Below are 18,849 nucleotides of genomic sequence, written 5' to 3'. Positions count from 1 at the left end.
TCCCTGGAAGATCCTTCGAGGGCCGCTGGCGCGGCCACCTCAGGAGGAGGCGGAGGGATGGGTTTTCCGCCTCATCGCGCGGACATCGCGGTCAGACGAACAGGATATGGCCTGCGCTCAACTCGGCCTTCTGCGTGTCGGCGAGCCAGAGCGTGTCCGATCCTGAACGGATCGCGACATCGGTGCCGACATCCTGCGCCGCGGCCAGGACGGCGTTGAGCGAGCCGAACATCGACCGGCTGATCTCGATCACGTCTGGCGCGGAGCCGCCGGTCTCGAAATCCTCGACCCAATCGGTGCCGTTGCCGGCCTTGAACGCGAACCGGTCGGCTCCGGCCCCGCCCCAGAGATGATCGGTGCCGCTGCCGCCGTCGAGCCGGTCGTTGCCGGCCCCGCCGTAGAGCGCATCGTCGCCGGCCAGCCCGTTGAGCGTGTCGTTGCCGCCCATCCCGTCGAGGTCGTCGGCGGCGTTCGATCCGTTCATCGTCTCGGCCCCGGCGGTGCCGTCGCGGTTGAGGCCCGCGCCGGAGGGTGAGGCGGCGACCGGGGGCGGCGATGCCGGGCTGTTGCCCGTGACGATGCCCACGACGGTTCCGACCGTACCCGCCACCCAGTCGAACACGTTGTGGATCGGGGTCATCGGCGTGGCCGAGGGGGCCGCCGACACGTCCGCGCCGGCCGAGGACGGGCCCCAGGCGATGTTGTTGGCCACCGCCGGGTCCGTGTAAGTCGAGTCGATGATCGAAACGTCGTCGCCGGTCGCGTTCCAGATGACGGCGTTGGACAGGGGATCACCCCGGCCCTGGTCGTCGGCGATGTTGTCGAAGGAGCGGGTGTCGATGAAGGTCACGTCGTCCGAGTAGGACGAGAAGCCGCCATTGCCCATGTGGATCACGTCGACGTTCTGGACGTGGCCGCCTTGGGACTCGCCCTCGAACATCACCCCGACGCCGCTCGGCGAGTTGTTGCCGTCGATCACGCCGTTGGCGATCGAGACATTGGGGCTGTCGATGATCGAGACGTTGTCCTCGACATGCGACCCGTTCGGATCGTTGCTGACGGCAAAATTCGTGAGGCTGCCATCCGGCGATTGGTAGAACTGGACGAACTGGCCCGACGGATAGAGCCCGTGGAAGTCGTGACCCTCGATGTAGGAGAGCGCCGCGCCGGGCGACTGGCCGAGATAGATGCCGGTTCCGCTGTCCTGCAGGGTCACGTGCGAGGCGGTGAAGTCGGGCGAATTGACGACCCGGATGCCCGTGGCCTCGCCGGCCAGGCCCTGGTTGCCGTCGGGCGGATCGGAATTGACGATCAGGCTGTTCTGGACGGTGACGCCGCTGGAATCCTCGACGACGATGCCGTTGCCGTCGGCGTGGTGAATGGTGACGTTGCGGATGACGACATCGTCGTGCTCGACGCGGATGGCGTCGCCGTCGGAGACCCAGAGATCCAGATTTTCGATGACCTGTCCGTCATGCGTCGTACGGATGGGCGTGGTGCTGGTGGTCAAACCCATGGGCATATTTGCTCCATTTGTTAATATTACAACAAAATCAATAACTATATGAATAGAATCAGTGGATCGACCTAGCAAATCTGCAACGTAATCAATCTGCGCTAGGCCATGCGGCCTATCCGGCGCGGGAAATCATTAACTGTAAAGATTTTAGTCCCGGCACCGCAGCCCGATATTTTTCGCGGCGCACAACCGATGTGGCCGTATGGCCACGCTTGATCGGGCGCTGAGGGATTCGGTGGCGCGTTGCCGCCGGTCGCGGCCGCGGAGGATCCCGCGGCTGCGGCCGGCCGAGGCATGTCAAGCCCGCCCCGCGCAGCATCCGGTGACCGGTCCGCCTCCCTTCGGACGCGACGGCTGCACCGGACGCTTCGCGAGAAATGCTCAGACGAACAGGAAGTCGCCGGCCGAGAGCTGCGCCTTGTGAACGTCGGCGAGCCACAGCGTGTCGGCGCCCGAGGTGATGGCGACATCGGAGCCGACATCATGGGCTGCGGAGAGCAAGGCGTTGAACGAACCGAACATCGCCTTGCTCCCTTCGGACGCGACGGCGGCACCGGACGCTTCGCGAGAAATGCTCAGACGAACAGGAAGTCGCCGGCCGAGAGCTGCGCCTTGTGAACGTCGGCGAGCCACAGCGTGTCGGCGCCCGAGGTGATGGCGACATCGGAGCCGACATCATGGGCTGCGGAGAGCAAGGCGTTGAACGAACCGAACATCGCCTTGCTCACTTCGACGACGTCCTGCGCGGTGCCGCGCAGTTGGAAGTCCTCGATCCAGTCGGTGCCGTTGCCGGCCTTGAACACGAAGTGATCCGCGCCGGCGCCGCCCCAGAGGTGGTCGGTGCCGCTGCCGCCGTCGAGGCGGTCGTTGCCGGCCCCGCCGTGGAGGCGGTCGTCGCCGGCCAGCCCGTTGAGCGTGTCGTTGCCGCCCCGCCCGTCGAGGTCGTCGGCGAAGCGCGAGCCGGTCATCGTGTCGGAGGCCGCCGTGCCGTCCCGGTCGATGCCCGTGCCGGCCGGGGCCGGAGTCGGGGCCGGCGCGGGAGTTGGGGTCGGGGCAGGAGTCGGCACCGGGGTCGCAACCGGCGCACTGCCGGTCGCCGTCCCGTCGAACACGTTGTGGATCGGCGTCATCGGCGTGGCCGAGGGCGCGGCCGACACGTCCGCGCCGGCCGAGGAGGTTCCCCAGACGATGTTGTTGGGAACCCCCGGATCCGTGTAGGTCGAGTCCTCGATCGTGACGTTGTGGCCGCTCGTGTTCCAGATCAGCCCGTTCGACAGCGACACGCCGCGGCCCTGGTCGCCGGCATCGTTGTCGAAGGAGCGGGTGTCGACGAAGGACACGTCGTCCGAGTAGGACGAGAAGCCGCCATTGCTCATGTGGATCACGTCGACGTTCTGGACGTGGCCACCCTGCGAATTACCCTCGAACATCACGCCGGCACCGCTCGGCGAGTTGTTGCCGTCGATCACGCCGTTGGTAATCGAGACGTTCCGGCTGTCGATGATCGAGACGTTGTCCTCGACATGCGAGTGGCTCGCATCGTTGGTGACGGCGAAATCCGAGAGGCTGCCGTTCGGCGACTGGTAGAACTGAACGAGCTGACCGCCGGGGAACGGCCCGTGGAAGTTGTGGCCCTCGATGTAGGAGAGCTTCGCGTTCGGGGATTGGCCGAGATAGATGCCGGTTCCGCTGTCCTGCAGGGTCACGTGCGACGCGGTGAAGCCGGACGCGTTGACGACCCGGATGCCGGTGGTCTCGGCATCGGTCTCGCCCCCGTTGCCCGTGGGCGGATCGGAATTGACGATGAGGCTGTTCTGGACGGTGACGCCGCTGACGTCCTCGACGACGATGCCGTTGCCGTCGGCGTGGTGAATGGTGACGTTGCGGATGACGACGTTGTTGTGATCGACGCGGATGGCGTCGCCGTCGGAGACCCAGAGATCCAGATTTTCGATAACCTGTCCGTCGTACGTCGTGCGGATGGGGGTGGTGCTGTAGGTTTGGCCCGCAGGCATGATCGCTCCTTGAGATGCGATGATCGCAACGGAGCGGGGAATTAATGAATGTTAGCGAGCAGATCGATTGCGTAAATCTGCAACGTACCCCGTGAGGACTACTCCCCACGAGGTATGGGCCGACGAAAACGGTTCAGCTTAATGCTGTTTTCTCGCGGGTCTTTGTCAGAAATTTTCTGACAGACAACGGTTTGTTGCCGAACGGCCACGCTTGATCGGCTGGCCTGGGTATCGCCAGGCCGGCTAGCGAAGGTCCTTCTCCCCGAATCATGCCTTCTTACGGTCTTCGGTTGATGGGTTCGGCGAGCCGGCGCTCCCTCTCCCCGCACGCGGGGCGAGGGGACACGCACCCATCACCGAGGTGATCAGCCGGAACCGTTATCACGCGCCCCATCGGCCAGAGGTCTGGTCAAATCGTCTGGTTGTAGGCGCCCACCTCCGGGTGCTGGCGCAGCACCCCATCCACCGCCGCGAACATCTCGCGAAGTCGCGCTTCGGAGACCGGGCTCTCCACCACCACCACGAGTTCCGGCTTGTTGGAGGAGGCCCGTACCAGCCCCCAGGTGCCGTCGGCGGTGGTCACGCGCACGCCGTTGACCGTCACCAGATCGGTGATCGGATGGCCGCCCACCGGCTCGCCCGAGGCGTGGAGCGCCCGGAACCGCTCGGTCACCGCCTCGACCACGCCGTACTTCACCTCGTCGGCGCAATGCGGCGACATGGTCGGCGAGCCCCAGGTCTTCGGCAGCGCCCGGTAGAGGTCGGCCATGGTCTGCCCCGGATTGCGGTCGAGCATCTCGATCACCGCGATCGCGGTCAGCAGGCCGTCGTCGTAGCCGCGGCCGACCGGGGCATTGAAGAAGAAGTGCCCCGACTTCTCGAAGCCGGCCAGCGCCGAGAGTTCGTTGACGCGGCGCTTGATGTAGGAATGGCCGGTCTTCCAGTAATCGGTGCGTACGCCGCGGGCCTGCAGCTCGGGGTCGGCGGCGTAGAGGCCGGTCGATTTCACGTCGACCACGAAGGTCGCGTTCGGGTGAAGCTTCGACAGGTCGCGGGCCAGCATCACGCCGATCTTGTCGGCGAAGATCTCCTCGCCCTCGTCATCGACCACGCCGCAGCGGTCGCCGTCGCCGTCGAAGCCGAGGCCGACATCGGCGCCGGTCTCGCGCACCTTGTCGGCGATGGCGTGCAGCATCGCCATGTCCTCAGGGTTGGGGTTGTAGCGCGGGAAGCTGTGATCCGGCTCGACATCGAGCGGGATCACCTCGACGCCGAGCCGCTCCAGAAGCGCGGGGGCGAAGGCGCCGGCCGTGCCGTTGCCGCAGGCGGCCACGACCTTCAGCTTTCGCGAGACGGGTTTGGCGCGCGCCACGAGGTCGTCGAGATAGACCTGAGCGAAATCCGAGACGAATTCGTAGGCGCCGCCGTCGCGGTACCGGAACGCGCCCGTGGTGACGATCTCCTTGAGGCGGCCCATCTCGTCGGGGCCGAAGGTCATGGGCCGCTCGGCGCCCATCTTCACGCCGGTCCAGCCGTTGTCGTTGTGCGAGGCGGTGACCATGGCCACGCAGGGGCAGTCGAGGGCGAACTGGCCGAAATAGGCCATCGGCGAGAGCGCGAGCCCGATATCCTTCACCCGCAGGCCCGCCGCCTGCATCCCGGCGATCAGCGCGAGCTTGATCGAGGCGGAGTAGGCGCGAAAGTCGTGGCCGGTGACGATGTCGGGGCGCACGCCGCGCTCATGGATCAGCGTGCCGAGACCGAGGCCGAGCGCCTGGACGCCCATCAGGTTGATCTCCTGCGGGAACAACCAGCGGGCGTCGTATTCGCGAAAGCCGGTGGGCTTGACCATCGGCAGCTGCTCGAAGGCGAAGGTGTTGGGTTCGAGTTTCGGAACGGGGGTGGGAAAGGCCTTGGAGGGGTCGAAGGACATGACGGACCTTTCGCGAGGGCGGCGGCGGACGAGAGGCCGCTGGAAGGGAAGCCGGAAATCGGTCGAGAGTTTAGACCAAGAGGCCGCCTTGAGCCGAGCCGGGGTCGACCTTCCACACCTCGATCGCCGCCACGGTCGGATTCTCGGCCGCGCCCTGCCAGAAGGCGAGGTCGAGCGTCCCGTCGGTGACCGAGACCGCCCGCGTCAGGGTCGTCGCGGTCGCCCCCGCCGCGGCCGCCGCCCAGATGTCGAAGTTGGTGATCGTGGTGCCCTCGATGCCGATATGGAACTGGCGCTGGCCCGCCCCGCTGAGGCCGCCCGGATCGTCGGGCTGGTTGTAGATCTCGGCAAAGTGCAGGATCACTTCGTAGGAGCCGGAGGCCAGCGCGCTGCCGTTCGCGTTCTTGATCGCGTAGCCGAAGCGGCCGTCATCCGCATCCGTGGTCGAGGCGCTGGCCCAGCCGAAGCGCTGGTTCTGGTAGAGCGCGTCGTCGGTCGTCCCGGCGATCGGGTCGATGTCGGAATAGGTCGCGTTCCCGTCCTGGCCGGCGACGTAGAAGCGGTGGGGGGCGGCCGACGTGTCGGCCTCGAACACGGTCCCGTCCGCACGGGTATAGGCGGCCCCGCCGGAATTGATGGCGAGGACGAGGGTGTCGCTGCCGGGCGTCACGTCGATGGTGAAGGGGTGTGAGGTGGCGGCGTTGGTATTCGCCGCCGGGCTTGCGTCGGCGATCTCGCCGGCCTTGACGGTCGCGGTGTATTGGCCGTCGGCCCAGCCGCCCGCCGGGGCGGCGACGAGGTAGGTGGCGGTGGCCGAGGTCGCGCTGGTCGCCACCTTCGATTGCAGGCTGATCGCCCCGACCGCACCGGCTCCGCTCACCGCGAGGTCGGCCGCGGCGATGCTGGCGAGGTTGATGCCAGACGCATCGTTGTAGACCACCGTCACGCTGGCCCCACCCGTGCCGGACGCGGGACCGTCGACGGTGAAGGCACCGATGCTCGGCCCGGTCGTGTCGGTGCTCCCCGTGGCCTGACGCACGATGATGCCGCTGAGCTTGGCGTTGTCGATGCCGTTGGCGAATTGCAGGTCGAGCGTGCCGTTGGCGCCCGCCGTGATCGGGCCCGAGACGTAGGTGTAGGGCGTGTTGAAGCTGCCGGTCTGGCCCAGGATGTCGAGGTCGTTGAGGACGGTCTGGCCCTCCAGCGACACGTCGAACACGCGCTGGCCCGGATTGCTCCACCAGAGTTCGCCGAAGCGCAGCTCGACCGTGTAGGCCTGACTCGTGCTGGCCACGGGGATCGCGTAGCTGAAATTGCCGTAGCGCTCGGTCTGGTAGACGGTGTTGGTGAAGACCGATTGCAGGCCGTTGCCGCCGGTGCCGTCGATGAAGGTGGCGCCGCCGGTGAAGTGCTGGTCGGCCGAGAAGCTGATTCCGTCCTGGATCAGCGCCCCGCCGCCGGCATTGATCGCCGCGACGATCCCGCCCGCGCTGCTGGTCTGGACCGAGAAGAGCTGTGAGGCCGCAAGGTTGGTGTTGGCCGCCGGGCTCGCATCGGACACCTCACCGGTCTTGACGGTGGCGGTGTACTGGCCGTTGGTCCAGCCCCCGGTGGGTGCGGCGACGATGTAGGTGGCGGTGGCCGAGGTCGCGCTGGTGCTCGTCTTGGATTGCAGGCTGATCGCGCCGATCGCGCCGGGCCCCGTCACCGCGATGTCGGCCGCGGTGATGCTGGCGAGGTTGATCCCCGAGGCGTCGTTGTAGACCACCGTGACGCTGGCACTCGCGTCACCCGCCACGGGCGCCTGGACCGTGAAGGGCCCCACCGTCGGCTTGGTCATGTCGGTGCCGCCGCCCCCATTCGCTTGGCGCACGACGATGCCGCTGAGCTTGGCGTTGTCGATGCCGTTGGCGAATTGCAGGTCGAGCGTACCGTTGGCGCCCGCCGTGATCGGGCCCGAGACGTAGGTGTAGGGCGTGTTGAAGTTGCCGGTCTGGGCCAGGATGTCGAGGTCGTTGAGGATGGTCTGCCCTTCGAGCGTGACGTCGAAGACGCGCTGGCCCGGATTGCTCCACCACAGCTCGCCGAAGCGCAGCTCGACCGTGTAGGCCTGGCTCGTACTGGCGACGGGGATCGCGTAGCTGAAATTGCCGTAGCGCTCGGTCTGGTAGACGGTGTTGGTGAAGGCCGATTGCAGGCCGTTGCCGCCGGCCATGTCGATGAAGGTGGCGCCGCCGGTGAAGTACTGGTCGGCCGAGAAGCCGATCCCGTCCTGCGTCAGCGCTGCGCCGCCGGCATTGATCGCGGCGACGACCGGGTTCGTCGTGCCCGATTTGGCGGTGGTCGTGATGGTGATCCCATCGAAATCGGCGGTGAAAGCCTCGCCGTCGTTGGAGGTGGCGAGCAGGCCCACCGCCATCCCGCTGGCCTTGCCGCCCACGGTGTAATCGCCCTGGATCGCCTTCAGCAGCGCGCTGCCGCTCGGCACGCTCAGGCTGGTGCCGGCGGTGAAGGCGGCGTTCGCGTCGGTGGCGGAGGAGACCGCCCCGGTGCCGAAGCGCCAGTAGGGCGTGACGGTGTTGGTCTCGAGATTGACCGCGAGGCGCAGCTGCACCCAGCTCGCACTCGTCGCGCTCAGGAGCGCGTTGTTGGTGACCGCGCTGGTCTGGGCGACGCCGAGATTCTCCATCGAGGTCTCGAAGATCGCGCTGGTGTACTTGCCGGCCGCGCTCTCGCCGCGCCCGCCGAGCACCAGCTTGATGAAGTTGTCCTGATCGCCCGTGCCGATCTGCAGGCCCGCCGAGGGGAAGCCGCCGTTGCTCGTGGCGTTCGGAATCCAGTTCGCCATCGTCATGGTGACGTTGGCGGTGGCCACGCTGTCGTCGAAGGTGACGCCGGCCTGCAACGCGTCCTTGAGGGTGTTGTTGCCTTCCGTGAAGTCGCCCTCCTGCACGTTCTTCAACTGGATGACGCCGCCCGCGCCGCCCGCGATGATGTTGGCCGAGGTGTAGAGGCCGCCGTCGAGGAACGGGTCGAGCCCGTTGATCATCGCTCCGGTGAGCCCGCTGCCGCCGAAGGTGCCGGGGATCGCACCGGATTCGAAGTTGAGCACGACGGTCTTGCCGCCCGAGATCACGTCGGTGCCCGCGGTGCCGTTGTCGGGGTCGAGGGCGAAGGGGTCGAGCGTGTTGTTGATCCCGTCGCCGTCGAGGTCGAGGTTCTGCGGGTTGGTCGGGCCCGGCGTCAGCACCTTGATGTTGCCGTCGGCCAGCGTCGTGACCCAGACGGTGCCGGCGAAGGGCTTGCCGTCGCCGACCGCGTCGATGCCGAGCGGCGCACCGCCGCCCATCGGCACCACCTGCTTGCCCGCGGCGACGATCTGGCCGGCGGCGCCGACCGTGGTGTCGACGCCGCCCGACGCGTTGCGGGGGATGATGTGGAGGTAGCCCGCCAGATCCGTGACGAGGATGGCGCCCTTGATGCTCGTCGTGCCGCCGTTCGCCGTCGTCCAGGTGGTCGAGGCGGTGTACTCGGCCAGGCCGTTGAGCGAGCCCTGGCCGGTGTCGAGGGCGCCGTCGCTGATGCCGCCCTCGAAGAACACGCTCTCGCGCGGGTCGGCGGTGCCGGCCGGGATCACCGAGTTGAAATCGGCGGGCAGGCCGGCGCTGCCCTGGGGCAGGAAGGTCGCGCCGGTGACGCCCGCCCCGGGCGTCAGCAGCCAGCCGGCCTGGCCCCCCACCGCCCGCACGAGGTTGGGATGGCCGCCGTAATAGCCCTGCCCCGTGATCTCGTGGAGTTGGTCGTAGTTGAGCCGCTTGGTGCCGCCGTCCAGGTCGGGGGTGTTGAGCGGGATCTGGTTCTGGTTGGTCACGACGTTGCCGGCGGCATCCGACGGGCGCCCGCCCCAGCCGTTATTGGCGCCGTTGTCGTAGGTGAACATCTTGCCGTCGGAGGTCAGAAGCACGTCGTAGGCATTGCGGTAGCCGGGCGAGTAGATCTGCACCGGGCTGTCGGCGGTGATCTTGGCCATGTTGAACCCGTCGCGCCCGCCGAACGGACCGCTGACATCCGAGCCGTCCGGGTTCTCGTTGCCGGCTGTCCCGTTGTTGGGTCGGTAGGGATCGTCGAGGGTCGGCAGGTCGTAGAGGTAGGGGTTGAGCCCGGTCGGGTTCTTGAGCGTCATGGCGTCGAGCGCCGTCAGATCGACCTTGAGCACGGCGGCGGCGTAGGCGAATTCCGGCAGGCCGGCGAAGTTGTTGGAGGGCGCGCCCGCGTTGGTGTTGCCGCCCACCGCCACGTAGAGCGTCTTGCCGTCGGGCGAGATCGCCATGCCGTTGGCGGAGTGGTTCTCCTCCGAGCGGGGCAGGCCGCGCACGAGATCGACCTTCTTCCACGTATCGGTCGTGGAATCGAAGGTGAGGCGCGAGATGATCGAGGAATTGGTGTCGAGATTGGTGTCCTCGCCGCCGTTGCCGGCGCCGATGCGCGGGTCGCTCGAGGTGACGTAGAGGACGGGGTTGTCGGCGGTGCCGGTGACGAGGATGCCGGTGACCTGCCGCTCCTTCAGGCTCGCGTTCAGCGAGCCGTCATCGTTGTGGTTGGGCAGGTTGAGGATGAGGTCGATCGATTCCGTCTTGGTGACGACGTAGCCGTTGCCCTGCTGGGCGACCGTCAGGGCCTTGATGCTGCCGAACCGCTCGGCAACGTAGAGTCGTCCGTCCGGCCCCCATTGCAGAGCCGAGGCCAGCCCCGAGTAACCGGCAAGTGTTGACTGAGAAAACGTGACGTCGGCCATGATCATCCCCACTCGCGCCAGACTTGAGATCAGACTCAACATCAGACTCAACATCAGACTTGGGGCCGACCGTATCCGCGCCCGATCCGGGCTTCATGCGCGCAGCGGTATTCCGCGGCGCTCTTCCGGGCTAGGGCGGTCTCCACCGAAGTGGATGCCAGTTCAGCGAAAGAGCCGGCCTCGGAACAAGGAGTAAGAGCCGCTCTCGATCGTACCATTCCGGGCACGGAGCATTTGGGCATCGTCTCGCCGAACGTGCTCTGGACGAGGCGCAGGTGCAGGTTTTCGGGCGCGGCCTCGGATTCAGGGCATTTGCCGGAGTGCCGCCCTCGTCGTCCCTGTCAGCATTCCGGGGGGTTCCGGCTCGCGCGACGCGGCTTTCGCCTGGGGGACCGCGCCATCACCGGCCGAAGAAAGCGCGAGCTGGGATCACCGAGCCCAGCTCGCGATCGAGGAGGACGGGCCGCGTTTTCGCGTGGCCGGCGGCGGCCGGCATGCGCTCAGATGTAGTGGCGGTAGACGATGGAACGGGTCGTCTCGTCGCCATCGCCGTCGCGGTCGGCATTCGCCGTTCGGCCGGCCGACAGGCCGATCACCGAGACGAGCGCGAGGGAAATCACCTTCGGCGAGAGGCGGACGACATGGTGCGCTGCGGATGCAAGGCCACGCGCGAACCGAAGCAGAATCGTCATGCGCAGGATCTCCCTTCGCCGGCACGCGTGCCACGATGCCCCATCGGTGATGCCGCTTTGTGTCGGAAATCGGCTGGACGTCGCATCGGAGCGCCACCGCCCGATCGAACGGGCGGCGATGCCACGGCGTCAGGACGCGGGACGAAGACGCCCGAACGCCCAGGCGCCGAAGGCAAGAGCCCCCACGGGGGCAAGAAGAAGAGCAATCACGGTCAGCATGCTTGTCATAGGGTCGGCCTCCCTCACCGAATTGGCTCGCCTCCCGATCGCCTGAGATCGTAGAGCCGTTGCGAGCCCCTAACATGAAATATGGTTCAGGTCTTTGGCGCGGCCAATCACTATTACGCCAGGCCGTGCGCCGGATTGCGGGCCATGCCCATCGCGCCGTCGCGGCATCCCGCACCGGCTGCGCTCGAGCGCCCTGGTCCGACTGGGCGCCCCGCAGCCGGGACGGGACGCGAAATCCGGCGCATGTCCCGATTTGGCACGAAACACGGTGGCATCCCGCTCGCACCGGGGAGCGGAGCCGTATCGAGTGAGCCGTCGATGTTTCCCAAACTCGTCGGATCCGCAGCCCTCCTCGCGGCCGGATCCGTCCTTCTTCATAGCTGGGATGCGCCGCGCTGGGCGATGACCGCGCTGTGCGTGATCGGCACCGTCGTGGCCGTGCTGTCGCTTGCTCCCATTCTGGGGCAGCCGATCGCTCCGGCTGCGGTGATGCCCGCCGCCGAGCGGCTGAAAGGCCCGGCTCCGGTCTTCGAGGGAATCTGGGATCCGATCGAGCGCCGGCAGATCTTGAGCGAAGCGGACCGAACGGATCTGTAGCGCGTCGCCCCGAGCCCGTGATCCGAACCGTGCGACCGATGCAGAACCGCAACAGAACAGGAAAATATCAGATAGTAAAAACGGTTGCACGCAAACATAATCGAGCGTTCAAGTATTTGTATTTATAACAGTTATAAAACATATATCTTGCATGCATCATTCGGTGCTTGTCATACGCGGGGCACAAATCGTTGTGTCTTCTTGGGTTTTTATAACCTAAGTTAAAAGCGTACCGGAAAAGATGTTCGAAGATCGCGCCGTTTCCGCTCGGCCGGCTCCGCGTGCGGGCCGGATCTCACGCCTGCTTGCCTCGACATTTCTGTCAGGAACGGCCCTGCTCGGCCTCGCCGTGCCGGGCCTCGCACAGGAGGCGGCCGGCGCCGTCGAACTGTCCGAGTTGAGCGTGACCGGCGAGGGCCGCGGCGCCACACTCGGCGGCGCGCTGTACGGCCCCGGCGGCGCCTCGGGCGCGGTGCCGGGCTACGTCGCCAGCCGCAGCACCGTCGCCACCAAGACCGACACGCCGATCCTGGAGACGGCCCAGTCGATCTCCGTCATCGGCCGCAAGCAGATCGAGGACCAGAACGCGCTCAGCATTAACCAGGCGCTGCGCTACACCCCAAGCGTCACCACCGAGCAGCGCGGCGGCGCCGGCTCGAGCCGCCTGGAGCAGTTCCTGATCCGCGGTTTCACCGCGCCGGTCTTCCTCGACGGTATGGCGCTGCTCGGGGGACGCGACGCCAACGCCACGATCGATCCCTACCGGCTGGAGCGCATCGACGTCATCAAGGGCCCGGCCTCGGTGCTCTACGGACAGTCGGGTCCGGGCGGCATCGTCAACCTCGTGTCGAAGGTGCCGCAATTCGTCCGGCACGGCGAGGTCTTCGTCCAGGGCGGCGGCTTCAGCGAGGTGCGCGGCGGCGTCGATGTCGGCGGCCCGATCCCATCCGACGTGCCCTGGCTCGCCGACCAGTTCGCCTACCGCATCGTCGGTTTCGGCTGGAACGGCGACGGCCCCGTGGACACGACGCGGGTCGAGCGGGCGCTGATCAACCCGAGCCTGACCTGGCGGCCCTCCGCCGACACCCAGCTCACGCTCATCGGCAACTACCAGCGCGATCCGTTCTCGGGCTTCTACGGCGGCTTCCCGGCGGTGGGCACGGTGTTCCCGCGCAACTTCGGCAACGGCGTCATCGGCCGCCTGCCGGTGAACTTCTACGACGGCGACCGCGGCGTCGAGCGCTCGGACCGGACCCAGGCCTCGATCGAGTACCTGTTCGATCACCGCTTCAGCGAGAACCTGCGCTTCCACTCGGCCGGGCGCTACCTGCGCACCCAGGGCGATTACCGCAGCGTCTACAGCGCCTTCAATCCCCGCAATGGGCCGTTCGCCTCGGGCCCGCTGATTCCGCGCGCCGTCATCGCAGCCAACGTGGCGGCGGAAGCCTACACGATGGACAGCAACTTCGTCGCCAACTTCGACACCGGCTTCATCGCCCACACCGCCCTGCTCGGCGTCGATCACCGCACCTTCAGCACCCGGACCAGCGGCTCCCCGTTCCCGGATGCGCCGGACCTGAACGTGCTGGCGCCGAACTACGACATGAACATCGCGGTCCCGGCCTTCAACACCGTTTCGCGGGTCGATGCGCAGCAGACCGGCGTCTACTTCCAGGATCAAATGAAGTTCGACCGCCTCGTGCTGACGCTGGGCGGGCGCTACGACGTCGCGCGCCAGACGGGGCCGACCCGCTCCTTTGCCGCGAACGGAACCAGCACCCTGACGCTCCAGAACGCGCCGGCCGACGCCTTCACCGGCCGGGCGAGCCTGCTCTACCTGTTCGATTCGGGCGTGGCGCCGTACGTGTCCTACAGTCAGGCCTTCGAACCGATCGTCGCGGGCCGCGTGTTCGATCCGGCCTTCGGCACCGTCGGCCGCGTGCCCGATCCGCAATTGAGCGACCAGTACGAAGCCGGCATCAAGTACCAGCCGCCGGGCACCGACATCCTGCTCACCGCCGCCTTCTTCGACATCCGCCAGTCGAACCGCACGACCGCGGACCCGGCGCGCCAAGGCTTCGTCGTCCAGACCGGTCAGGTCGGCGTGCAGGGCATGGAGTTCGAGGCGCGGGTGAACCTCACCGAGGGCGTCACCCTGGTCGGCGGCTTCTCGCTCCTCGACATCCGCAACGTCCGGGACGACGGCCGAACCGCCAACGACCTGACCCCGGGTCAGACGGTGCCGCTCCAGGGCCGCAGCCCGGTTCTGGTACCGGATTCCACCGCCTCGCTGCTGGCGACCTACCGCTTCAGCGAGGGGCCGCTCCTCGGCCTCGAAGTCGGCGGCGGCGTGCGCTACCTCGGACCGTCCTGGGGCGATGCGGCCAACACCTTCAAGGTGCCGGCCAGCGTGCTGGTCGACGCCACGCTCAACTATGAGCTGAAGTACCTCGACGCGACGCTCCAGGGCTTCTCGATGCAGGTGAACGCCAACAACCTCCTCGACGAGCGCTACGTCAGCGGCTGCAACGGCTACACCAGTTGCTATTACGGCCTGCCGCAGACCGTCTATGCAACCTTGCGCTATCGCTGGTAGGAGGCCGGCATGGCTTCGCAAGGCAATGCGCAAGGCAGGACGAGGGCGCTTGAGCGGGTCTCCGTGGCCGGAAGGGTCGTCCTGGCCGCGGGCGGCGGCTACGGGATCGCCGCGCTCGCCACCGCGCTGCTGTCGCTGACCCTGCCGATGGCGCGCTCCGAGGCGGTGGCGACGGCGACCCTGCTCAGCTTCGCCGTGATGGCGGGCATCGTCATACTCGTCTTCGCGACGCGCACGCTGCTGCGGGCGCTCCTCACCGTGGCCGGCACGGCCGTCGTGCTCGGCGCCCTCCTCTGGTTGGCGATGGGAGGATCCGCGCCATGAAGGGAAGCTTCCGCCAGTCGATGGCGTGGCTGCACACGTGGTCCGGCCTGATCGTGGGCTGGGTGCTGTTCGCGATCTTCGTCACCGGCACCGCGAGCTACTACCGGCCGGACATCTCCCGCTGGATGCGCCCCGAATTCACGCGAGCCGAGCCGCTGGAGGCTGCCGCCCTCGGGGCGGCGGCCGAGCATGCGGTGGCCTATCTCGGCCAGCACGCGACCAAGGCCCGAACCTGGTTCGTCGGCCTGCCGCAGCCCGACAACCCGGTGCTCGACCTGTTCTGGCGCACCCGGCCGGGCGAGCGTCCGGGCCACGTCCTGCTCGATCCGCGGACCGGAACCGAGTCCACCGTGCGCGATACGCAAGGGGGCGACTTCCTCTACCGCTTCCATTTCGAGCTGCACATGCCGCCGCTCTGGGGGCGCTGGGTCGTCGGGTTCTGCGCGATGATCATGCTGGTGACGCTGATCTCCGGCATCGTCACCCACAAGCGGATCTTTGCCGACTTCTTCACCTTCCGCCGCGACAAGGCGCCCCGGCGCAGTTGGCTCGACGCCCACAACGTCACCGGCGTGCTGGCGCTGCCGTTCCACGTGATGATCACCTATACCGGGATCATCACCCTCGCGACGTTCTACATGCCCTGGGGCGTGAACACCGCCTACAAGGGCAACGCCCAGACCTTCTTCACCGAGGCGAACTGGATCACGACGCCGCGCCCGCCCGCGAAGCAGGCCGCCGCGCTCGCCCCGCTCGGGCCGATCGTGGCGCGGGCGGTCGCGGCCCGGCCGGAGCCGCTGGAGCGGCTCACGATCGTCAATCCGGGCGACGCCAACGCCACCGTGGTCGCGGTGTTCGAGGAGCCGCACGGCCTCTCGCACGAGCATCCGCAGATCGCCTTCGACGGGGTGAGCGGCGCGATCCTCGAGGTCCGCGACGGCGGCCTCAAGCCCGCGGCCAAGACCTTCACGGTGATGACCGGCCTGCACGAGGCGCATTTCGCCGGCACCCTGCTGCGGCTGGTATTCTTCCTGTGCGGGATCATGGGCTGCGCCATGGTCGCGACCGGCGTCGTGCTCTGGTCGCTGGCCCGCCTGCCGAAGGCGGGGGAGCGGCCCTTCTTCGGCCTGCGGCTGGTCCAGGCGCTGAATGTCGGCAGCATCGCCGGCCTGCCGGCGGCCATCGCCTGCTTCTTCATCGCCAACCGGCTCCTGCCCGTCGGCCTCGCCGGGCGCGAGGATTGGGAGATCCGCGTCTTCTTCGGCGCCTGGATCGTCGCGGCCCTGGTGCCGCTCGTCCGTCCGCAGCGCCGGGCGTGGTGCGAGGGTCTGGCCGCCGTGTCGGTGCTCTGCGTCGCGGTGGTCGCAGCCGACATCCTGACGATCCCCGGCCATCCCCTGCGGCTGGCTGGCGGCGACCCGCTCTTCGTGTGGTTCGACGGGGCGATGCTGCTGCTCGCAATGCTGTTCGCCGTCGCCGCCCGCAAGATCCTGCGCTACGAGGCACCCAAGCGGGCTGCGAAGCCGGCCCCGGTTCCCGCCTCCCCCGCCCGCCAGCCCGCGCGGCGCCCTGAGCCGACCCACGCATGACGCCCCTCGTCCTGGCCGTGAACCTGTCCTTGAGCTTCGCCGGCCTCGCCGCCCTCTGCCTCAGCCTGAACCGGCACCACGCGGAGGTCTTCGAGCGCAAGGCGGAGCGGGCGGCGATGCTGCGCCTGCGTCTCTTCGGCTGGCTCGCGATCGCCCTGTCCCTGGTCGTCGCGGGGCTGTGGGAGGGCTGGGCCTTCGGCCCCGTGCAGTGGATCGGCGCGCTCACCGGGGCGGCGCTCGGACTGGTTCTGCTCCTCTCCTACCGCCCGCGCTACGTCGCCCCCGCCGCGCTCGCCGCCCTCGTCGCGGCGGCCCTGCCGCTGGCGGTTCTCGCCGCCGCGGCCTGATGCGCCCGCTGCCGCCGCCCCAGGCGCTCGCCCTTGCGAGCCGCCTGCTCGCCGCGCACGGCTTTCGCGAGACCGCCCGCAATGCGCGCGGCGACAGCCTCTATCTCGCCCGCGGCGAAGGGCCGGAGCGGCTGCGCCTGTCGAACCATGCCCGCACGCCCAAGCAGCGGCGGGTCCACCCGGAGGTGATGGCGAGCCTCGTAATCCGCGCGCCGAAGACGGAGGCGCAGGTCGCCGCCCTGGTGGAAGCCGCCCTGCGCGACTTCGCGGGCGGGCTCGCGCGGCGGTGCAAGCACCTGACAGGGCCGCACTGACCCGGTGCCGCGTACGCGGCTCGACGCTTTCCGGTCGGCGATGGCGCCGAGGCGCGACGCAGCGAATCTATGCTGGACATAAGCTTGGCAGTCTGGTCTTTCCCAAATCAGAGGTGCGTGCGCGATGTGCTGTCTTATCGGCGCGCCAAGCCAAAGACGACAGGAGAATGGGCTTGGCTCTGCCAATCGTTTTCAACAACACAGTGTTCCGCGCAGGACAGTCCGGAGGCGCAACCCAATCAAACAGCAATAGCACGAGCTTTTCCGTCGATGCGATCAGCAGAGATTCCAATGTCGTCGTCAACGGAACCATATCGAACCCCAACGATCCGGTAACTTTCGTTATCAATAGATTTGGATTCGAGAGCAGCGCAACTTATTACGCGACCAATTTCGACGATCCAAGCCTAATCGTGCTCGCAAGCCAGCCGAACGGAGCCGGCGGCGCCAGCAGCTACATCATTCTGTCGAACAGCCCGCTCACGCCCGGACAGGTCGTCAACGTGAGCAATGCGTCCCTGGGCGACTACAACGTCCTCTGTTTCGGCTCGGGCACCCACATCCTGACCGAGCGCGGCGAGGTGGCCGTCGAGGATCTGCGCGAGCGGGACGTCGCCGTCACCGCGTCCGGCGCGCGCCGGACGATCACCTGGATCGGCCATCGCGTCCTCGACGGCGGCGGCAGGGCCCTGCACCACGACCGGCAGCCCGTCCGCGTGCGCGCGGGTGCCTTCGGCGGCGGTCTGCCCAAGCGCGATCTCTTCCTCTCGCCGGGCCACCCGGTTCTGGTCGGGGCCGATGCCGACAACGAGGGCGGCGTGCTCGTGCCCGTCATGTGCCTGATCAACGGCACCACGGTCACCCGTGAGCCGGTCGCCAGCGTCACCTACTGGCACGTCGAACTCGACAGCCACGACATCCTGCTCGCCGAGGGCCTGCCGGCTGAGAGCTACATCGACGGCGGCGACCGCGCCTTCTTCTCGGAAGCCTCCGACCACGCCCTGCACAACCCCGACTTCATGCCCGCGGGCTGGGGCGCCCGCTGCCGGCCGGTCGCAGTGGATGGGCCTCAGGTCGAGGCCGAACGCCTGCGCCTCGGCACCGTCTTCGCCGCCATCCTGAACCGGCACGGCGCATGGTCGGACGGAGCGCTGGCGCTGTAGGCCGGCGGGACGCCACCCGCGGGATTGCGCGCCCCGAGCGTCACGGCACGAGGCGGCGACGGCCCGCATCACAGGCCGGCGCTCGCTCGGAGCACCCGGCGGCGCTCCGCGGGCAGTTCGAACACCCCGGACCACAGGCCGAGACGGCGGCCCCAGGCGCGGCGGTCTTGGTCGGCGTAGTCGGCCGAGACGCTGCGGTCGGCCACAGCGTATCCGCTGGCGACCATCCAGGCAGCGAGATCATCCTCCCCGAGGCGACACACGACGCCGGCGCGGCCGTCCGCGGCGGCGCGCGGCTCGCAGGCGAGAGCGTCGCTCCCGATCCGCGCCGCCAGGGCGGCGGCAGCCACGCGGCCGCAAGGATAGCCGCGCTCGTGCCCGTCGAAGCAGATCTGGTCGAGGTCGGGGGCGTCGATGCCGTGGAGGCGCAGGCGCCGGCCGCCGATCTCGATCGTGCTCCCGTCGATCACCGTGGCCGGGCCGCTTACGGTCGCGGGCGTGGCCTCGCCCGCGCGGGCCGGGGCCACCTGGAATCCGGCCAGCAGGGCCAGCGCGGGAACGAGGAGCGCGGCGAGCAGGCGGCGTGGGCCCGGCCCTTCCGGGGGACGATCCCCATTGGATCGGGCGGGGCTGACGATGGTGCCGGCGAGGCAGGCCGCGTAGATCAGCAGGATGGTGGCGGTGAGCGACATCGGGATGGGCCTCGCGGGGAGAGGGCGGTCGGCGCGCCGCTCAGA

14 protein-coding genes are annotated in these 18,849 nt (G+C 68.0%); 7 read left to right on the top strand and 7 right to left on the bottom strand.

From position 1 onward, the window contains the following. Positions 1–91 precede the first annotated feature (91 nt). From Y590_RS19905 to Y590_RS19885, 6 genes are all read right to left on the bottom strand, one after another. Positions 92–1,522, bottom strand: a complete 1,431-nt coding sequence (locus tag Y590_RS19905; RefSeq protein WP_060771366.1) for a calcium-binding protein — start codon at positions 1,520–1,522, stop codon at positions 92–94. 378 nt (positions 1,523–1,900) lie between these two features. Further along, a complete protein-coding gene (locus tag Y590_RS26600; protein WP_286161785.1) occupies positions 1,901–2,041 on the bottom strand; it encodes a hypothetical protein in 141 nt (46 codons plus the stop codon). 53 nt (positions 2,042–2,094) lie between these two features. After that, a complete protein-coding gene (locus tag Y590_RS19900) occupies positions 2,095–3,534 on the bottom strand; it encodes a calcium-binding protein (protein ID WP_060771365.1) in 1,440 nt (479 codons plus the stop codon). Positions 3,535–3,943: 409 nt separating this feature from the next. After that, positions 3,944–5,467, bottom strand: a complete 1,524-nt coding sequence (locus Y590_RS19895; RefSeq protein WP_060771364.1) for a phosphomannomutase/phosphoglucomutase — start codon at positions 5,465–5,467, stop codon at positions 3,944–3,946. A 70-nt stretch (positions 5,468–5,537) separates the two neighbouring features. Next, a complete protein-coding gene (locus Y590_RS19890) occupies positions 5,538–10,262 on the bottom strand; it encodes a malectin domain-containing carbohydrate-binding protein (protein ID WP_060772381.1) in 4,725 nt (1,574 codons plus the stop codon). A gap of 500 nt (positions 10,263–10,762) precedes the next feature. Continuing rightward, on the bottom strand, positions 10,763–10,954 hold the full coding sequence (locus tag Y590_RS19885; protein ID WP_060771363.1) for a hypothetical protein: 192 nt from the start codon (positions 10,952–10,954) through the stop codon (positions 10,763–10,765). Positions 10,955–11,326: 372 nt separating this feature from the next. Between Y590_RS19885 and Y590_RS27430 the strand changes: the two genes are divergently transcribed. The 7 genes from Y590_RS27430 (at position 11,327) to Y590_RS19850 (ending at position 18,112) form a co-directional block, all read left to right on the top strand. Further along, entirely contained in the window at positions 11,327–11,779 is a 453-nt protein-coding gene (locus Y590_RS27430; protein ID WP_286161784.1) for a hypothetical protein, read from the top strand. A gap of 241 nt (positions 11,780–12,020) precedes the next feature. Next, entirely contained in the window at positions 12,021–14,375 is a 2,355-nt protein-coding gene (locus tag Y590_RS19875; protein WP_060771361.1) for a TonB-dependent siderophore receptor, read from the top strand. A gap of 9 nt (positions 14,376–14,384) precedes the next feature. Beyond that, the gene (locus Y590_RS19870) at positions 14,385–14,699 is read left to right on the top strand and encodes a hypothetical protein (protein ID WP_060771360.1); all 315 of its coding nucleotides are present in this window, start codon (positions 14,385–14,387) and stop codon (positions 14,697–14,699) included. Then, positions 14,696–16,288 carry a PepSY-associated TM helix domain-containing protein gene (locus Y590_RS19865; protein ID WP_060771359.1) on the top strand — a complete coding sequence of 531 codons (1,593 nt, stop codon included), beginning with the start codon at positions 14,696–14,698 and terminating at the stop codon, positions 16,286–16,288. Before Y590_RS19870 ends, Y590_RS19865 begins: the two co-directional genes overlap by 4 nt. Then, entirely contained in the window at positions 16,285–16,635 is a 351-nt protein-coding gene (locus Y590_RS19860; protein WP_060771358.1) for a DUF3325 domain-containing protein, read from the top strand. Before Y590_RS19865 ends, Y590_RS19860 begins: the two co-directional genes overlap by 4 nt. After that, a complete protein-coding gene (locus Y590_RS19855) occupies positions 16,635–16,949 on the top strand; it encodes a hypothetical protein (RefSeq protein WP_060771357.1) in 315 nt (104 codons plus the stop codon). The genes Y590_RS19860 and Y590_RS19855 overlap by 1 nt, the downstream gene beginning before the upstream one ends. Before the next feature lie 413 nt (positions 16,950–17,362). Beyond that, positions 17,363–18,112 carry a Hint domain-containing protein gene (locus Y590_RS19850; RefSeq protein ID WP_286161783.1) on the top strand — a complete coding sequence of 250 codons (750 nt, stop codon included), beginning with the start codon at positions 17,363–17,365 and terminating at the stop codon, positions 18,110–18,112. A gap of 68 nt (positions 18,113–18,180) precedes the next feature. Here the strand turns inward: Y590_RS19850 and Y590_RS19845 are convergent, their stop codons facing one another. Next, the gene (locus Y590_RS19845) at positions 18,181–18,804 is read right to left on the bottom strand and encodes a thermonuclease family protein (RefSeq protein ID WP_060771355.1); all 624 of its coding nucleotides are present in this window, start codon (positions 18,802–18,804) and stop codon (positions 18,181–18,183) included. Positions 18,805–18,849: the final 45 nt, after the last annotated feature.

Source organism: Methylobacterium sp. AMS5 (genome assembly GCF_001542815.1).
GTDB lineage: Bacteria > Pseudomonadota > Alphaproteobacteria > Rhizobiales > Beijerinckiaceae > Methylobacterium.
Note: the sequence above shows the minus strand (reverse complement) of the source record. Positions and strands in the feature narration are given on the sequence as shown.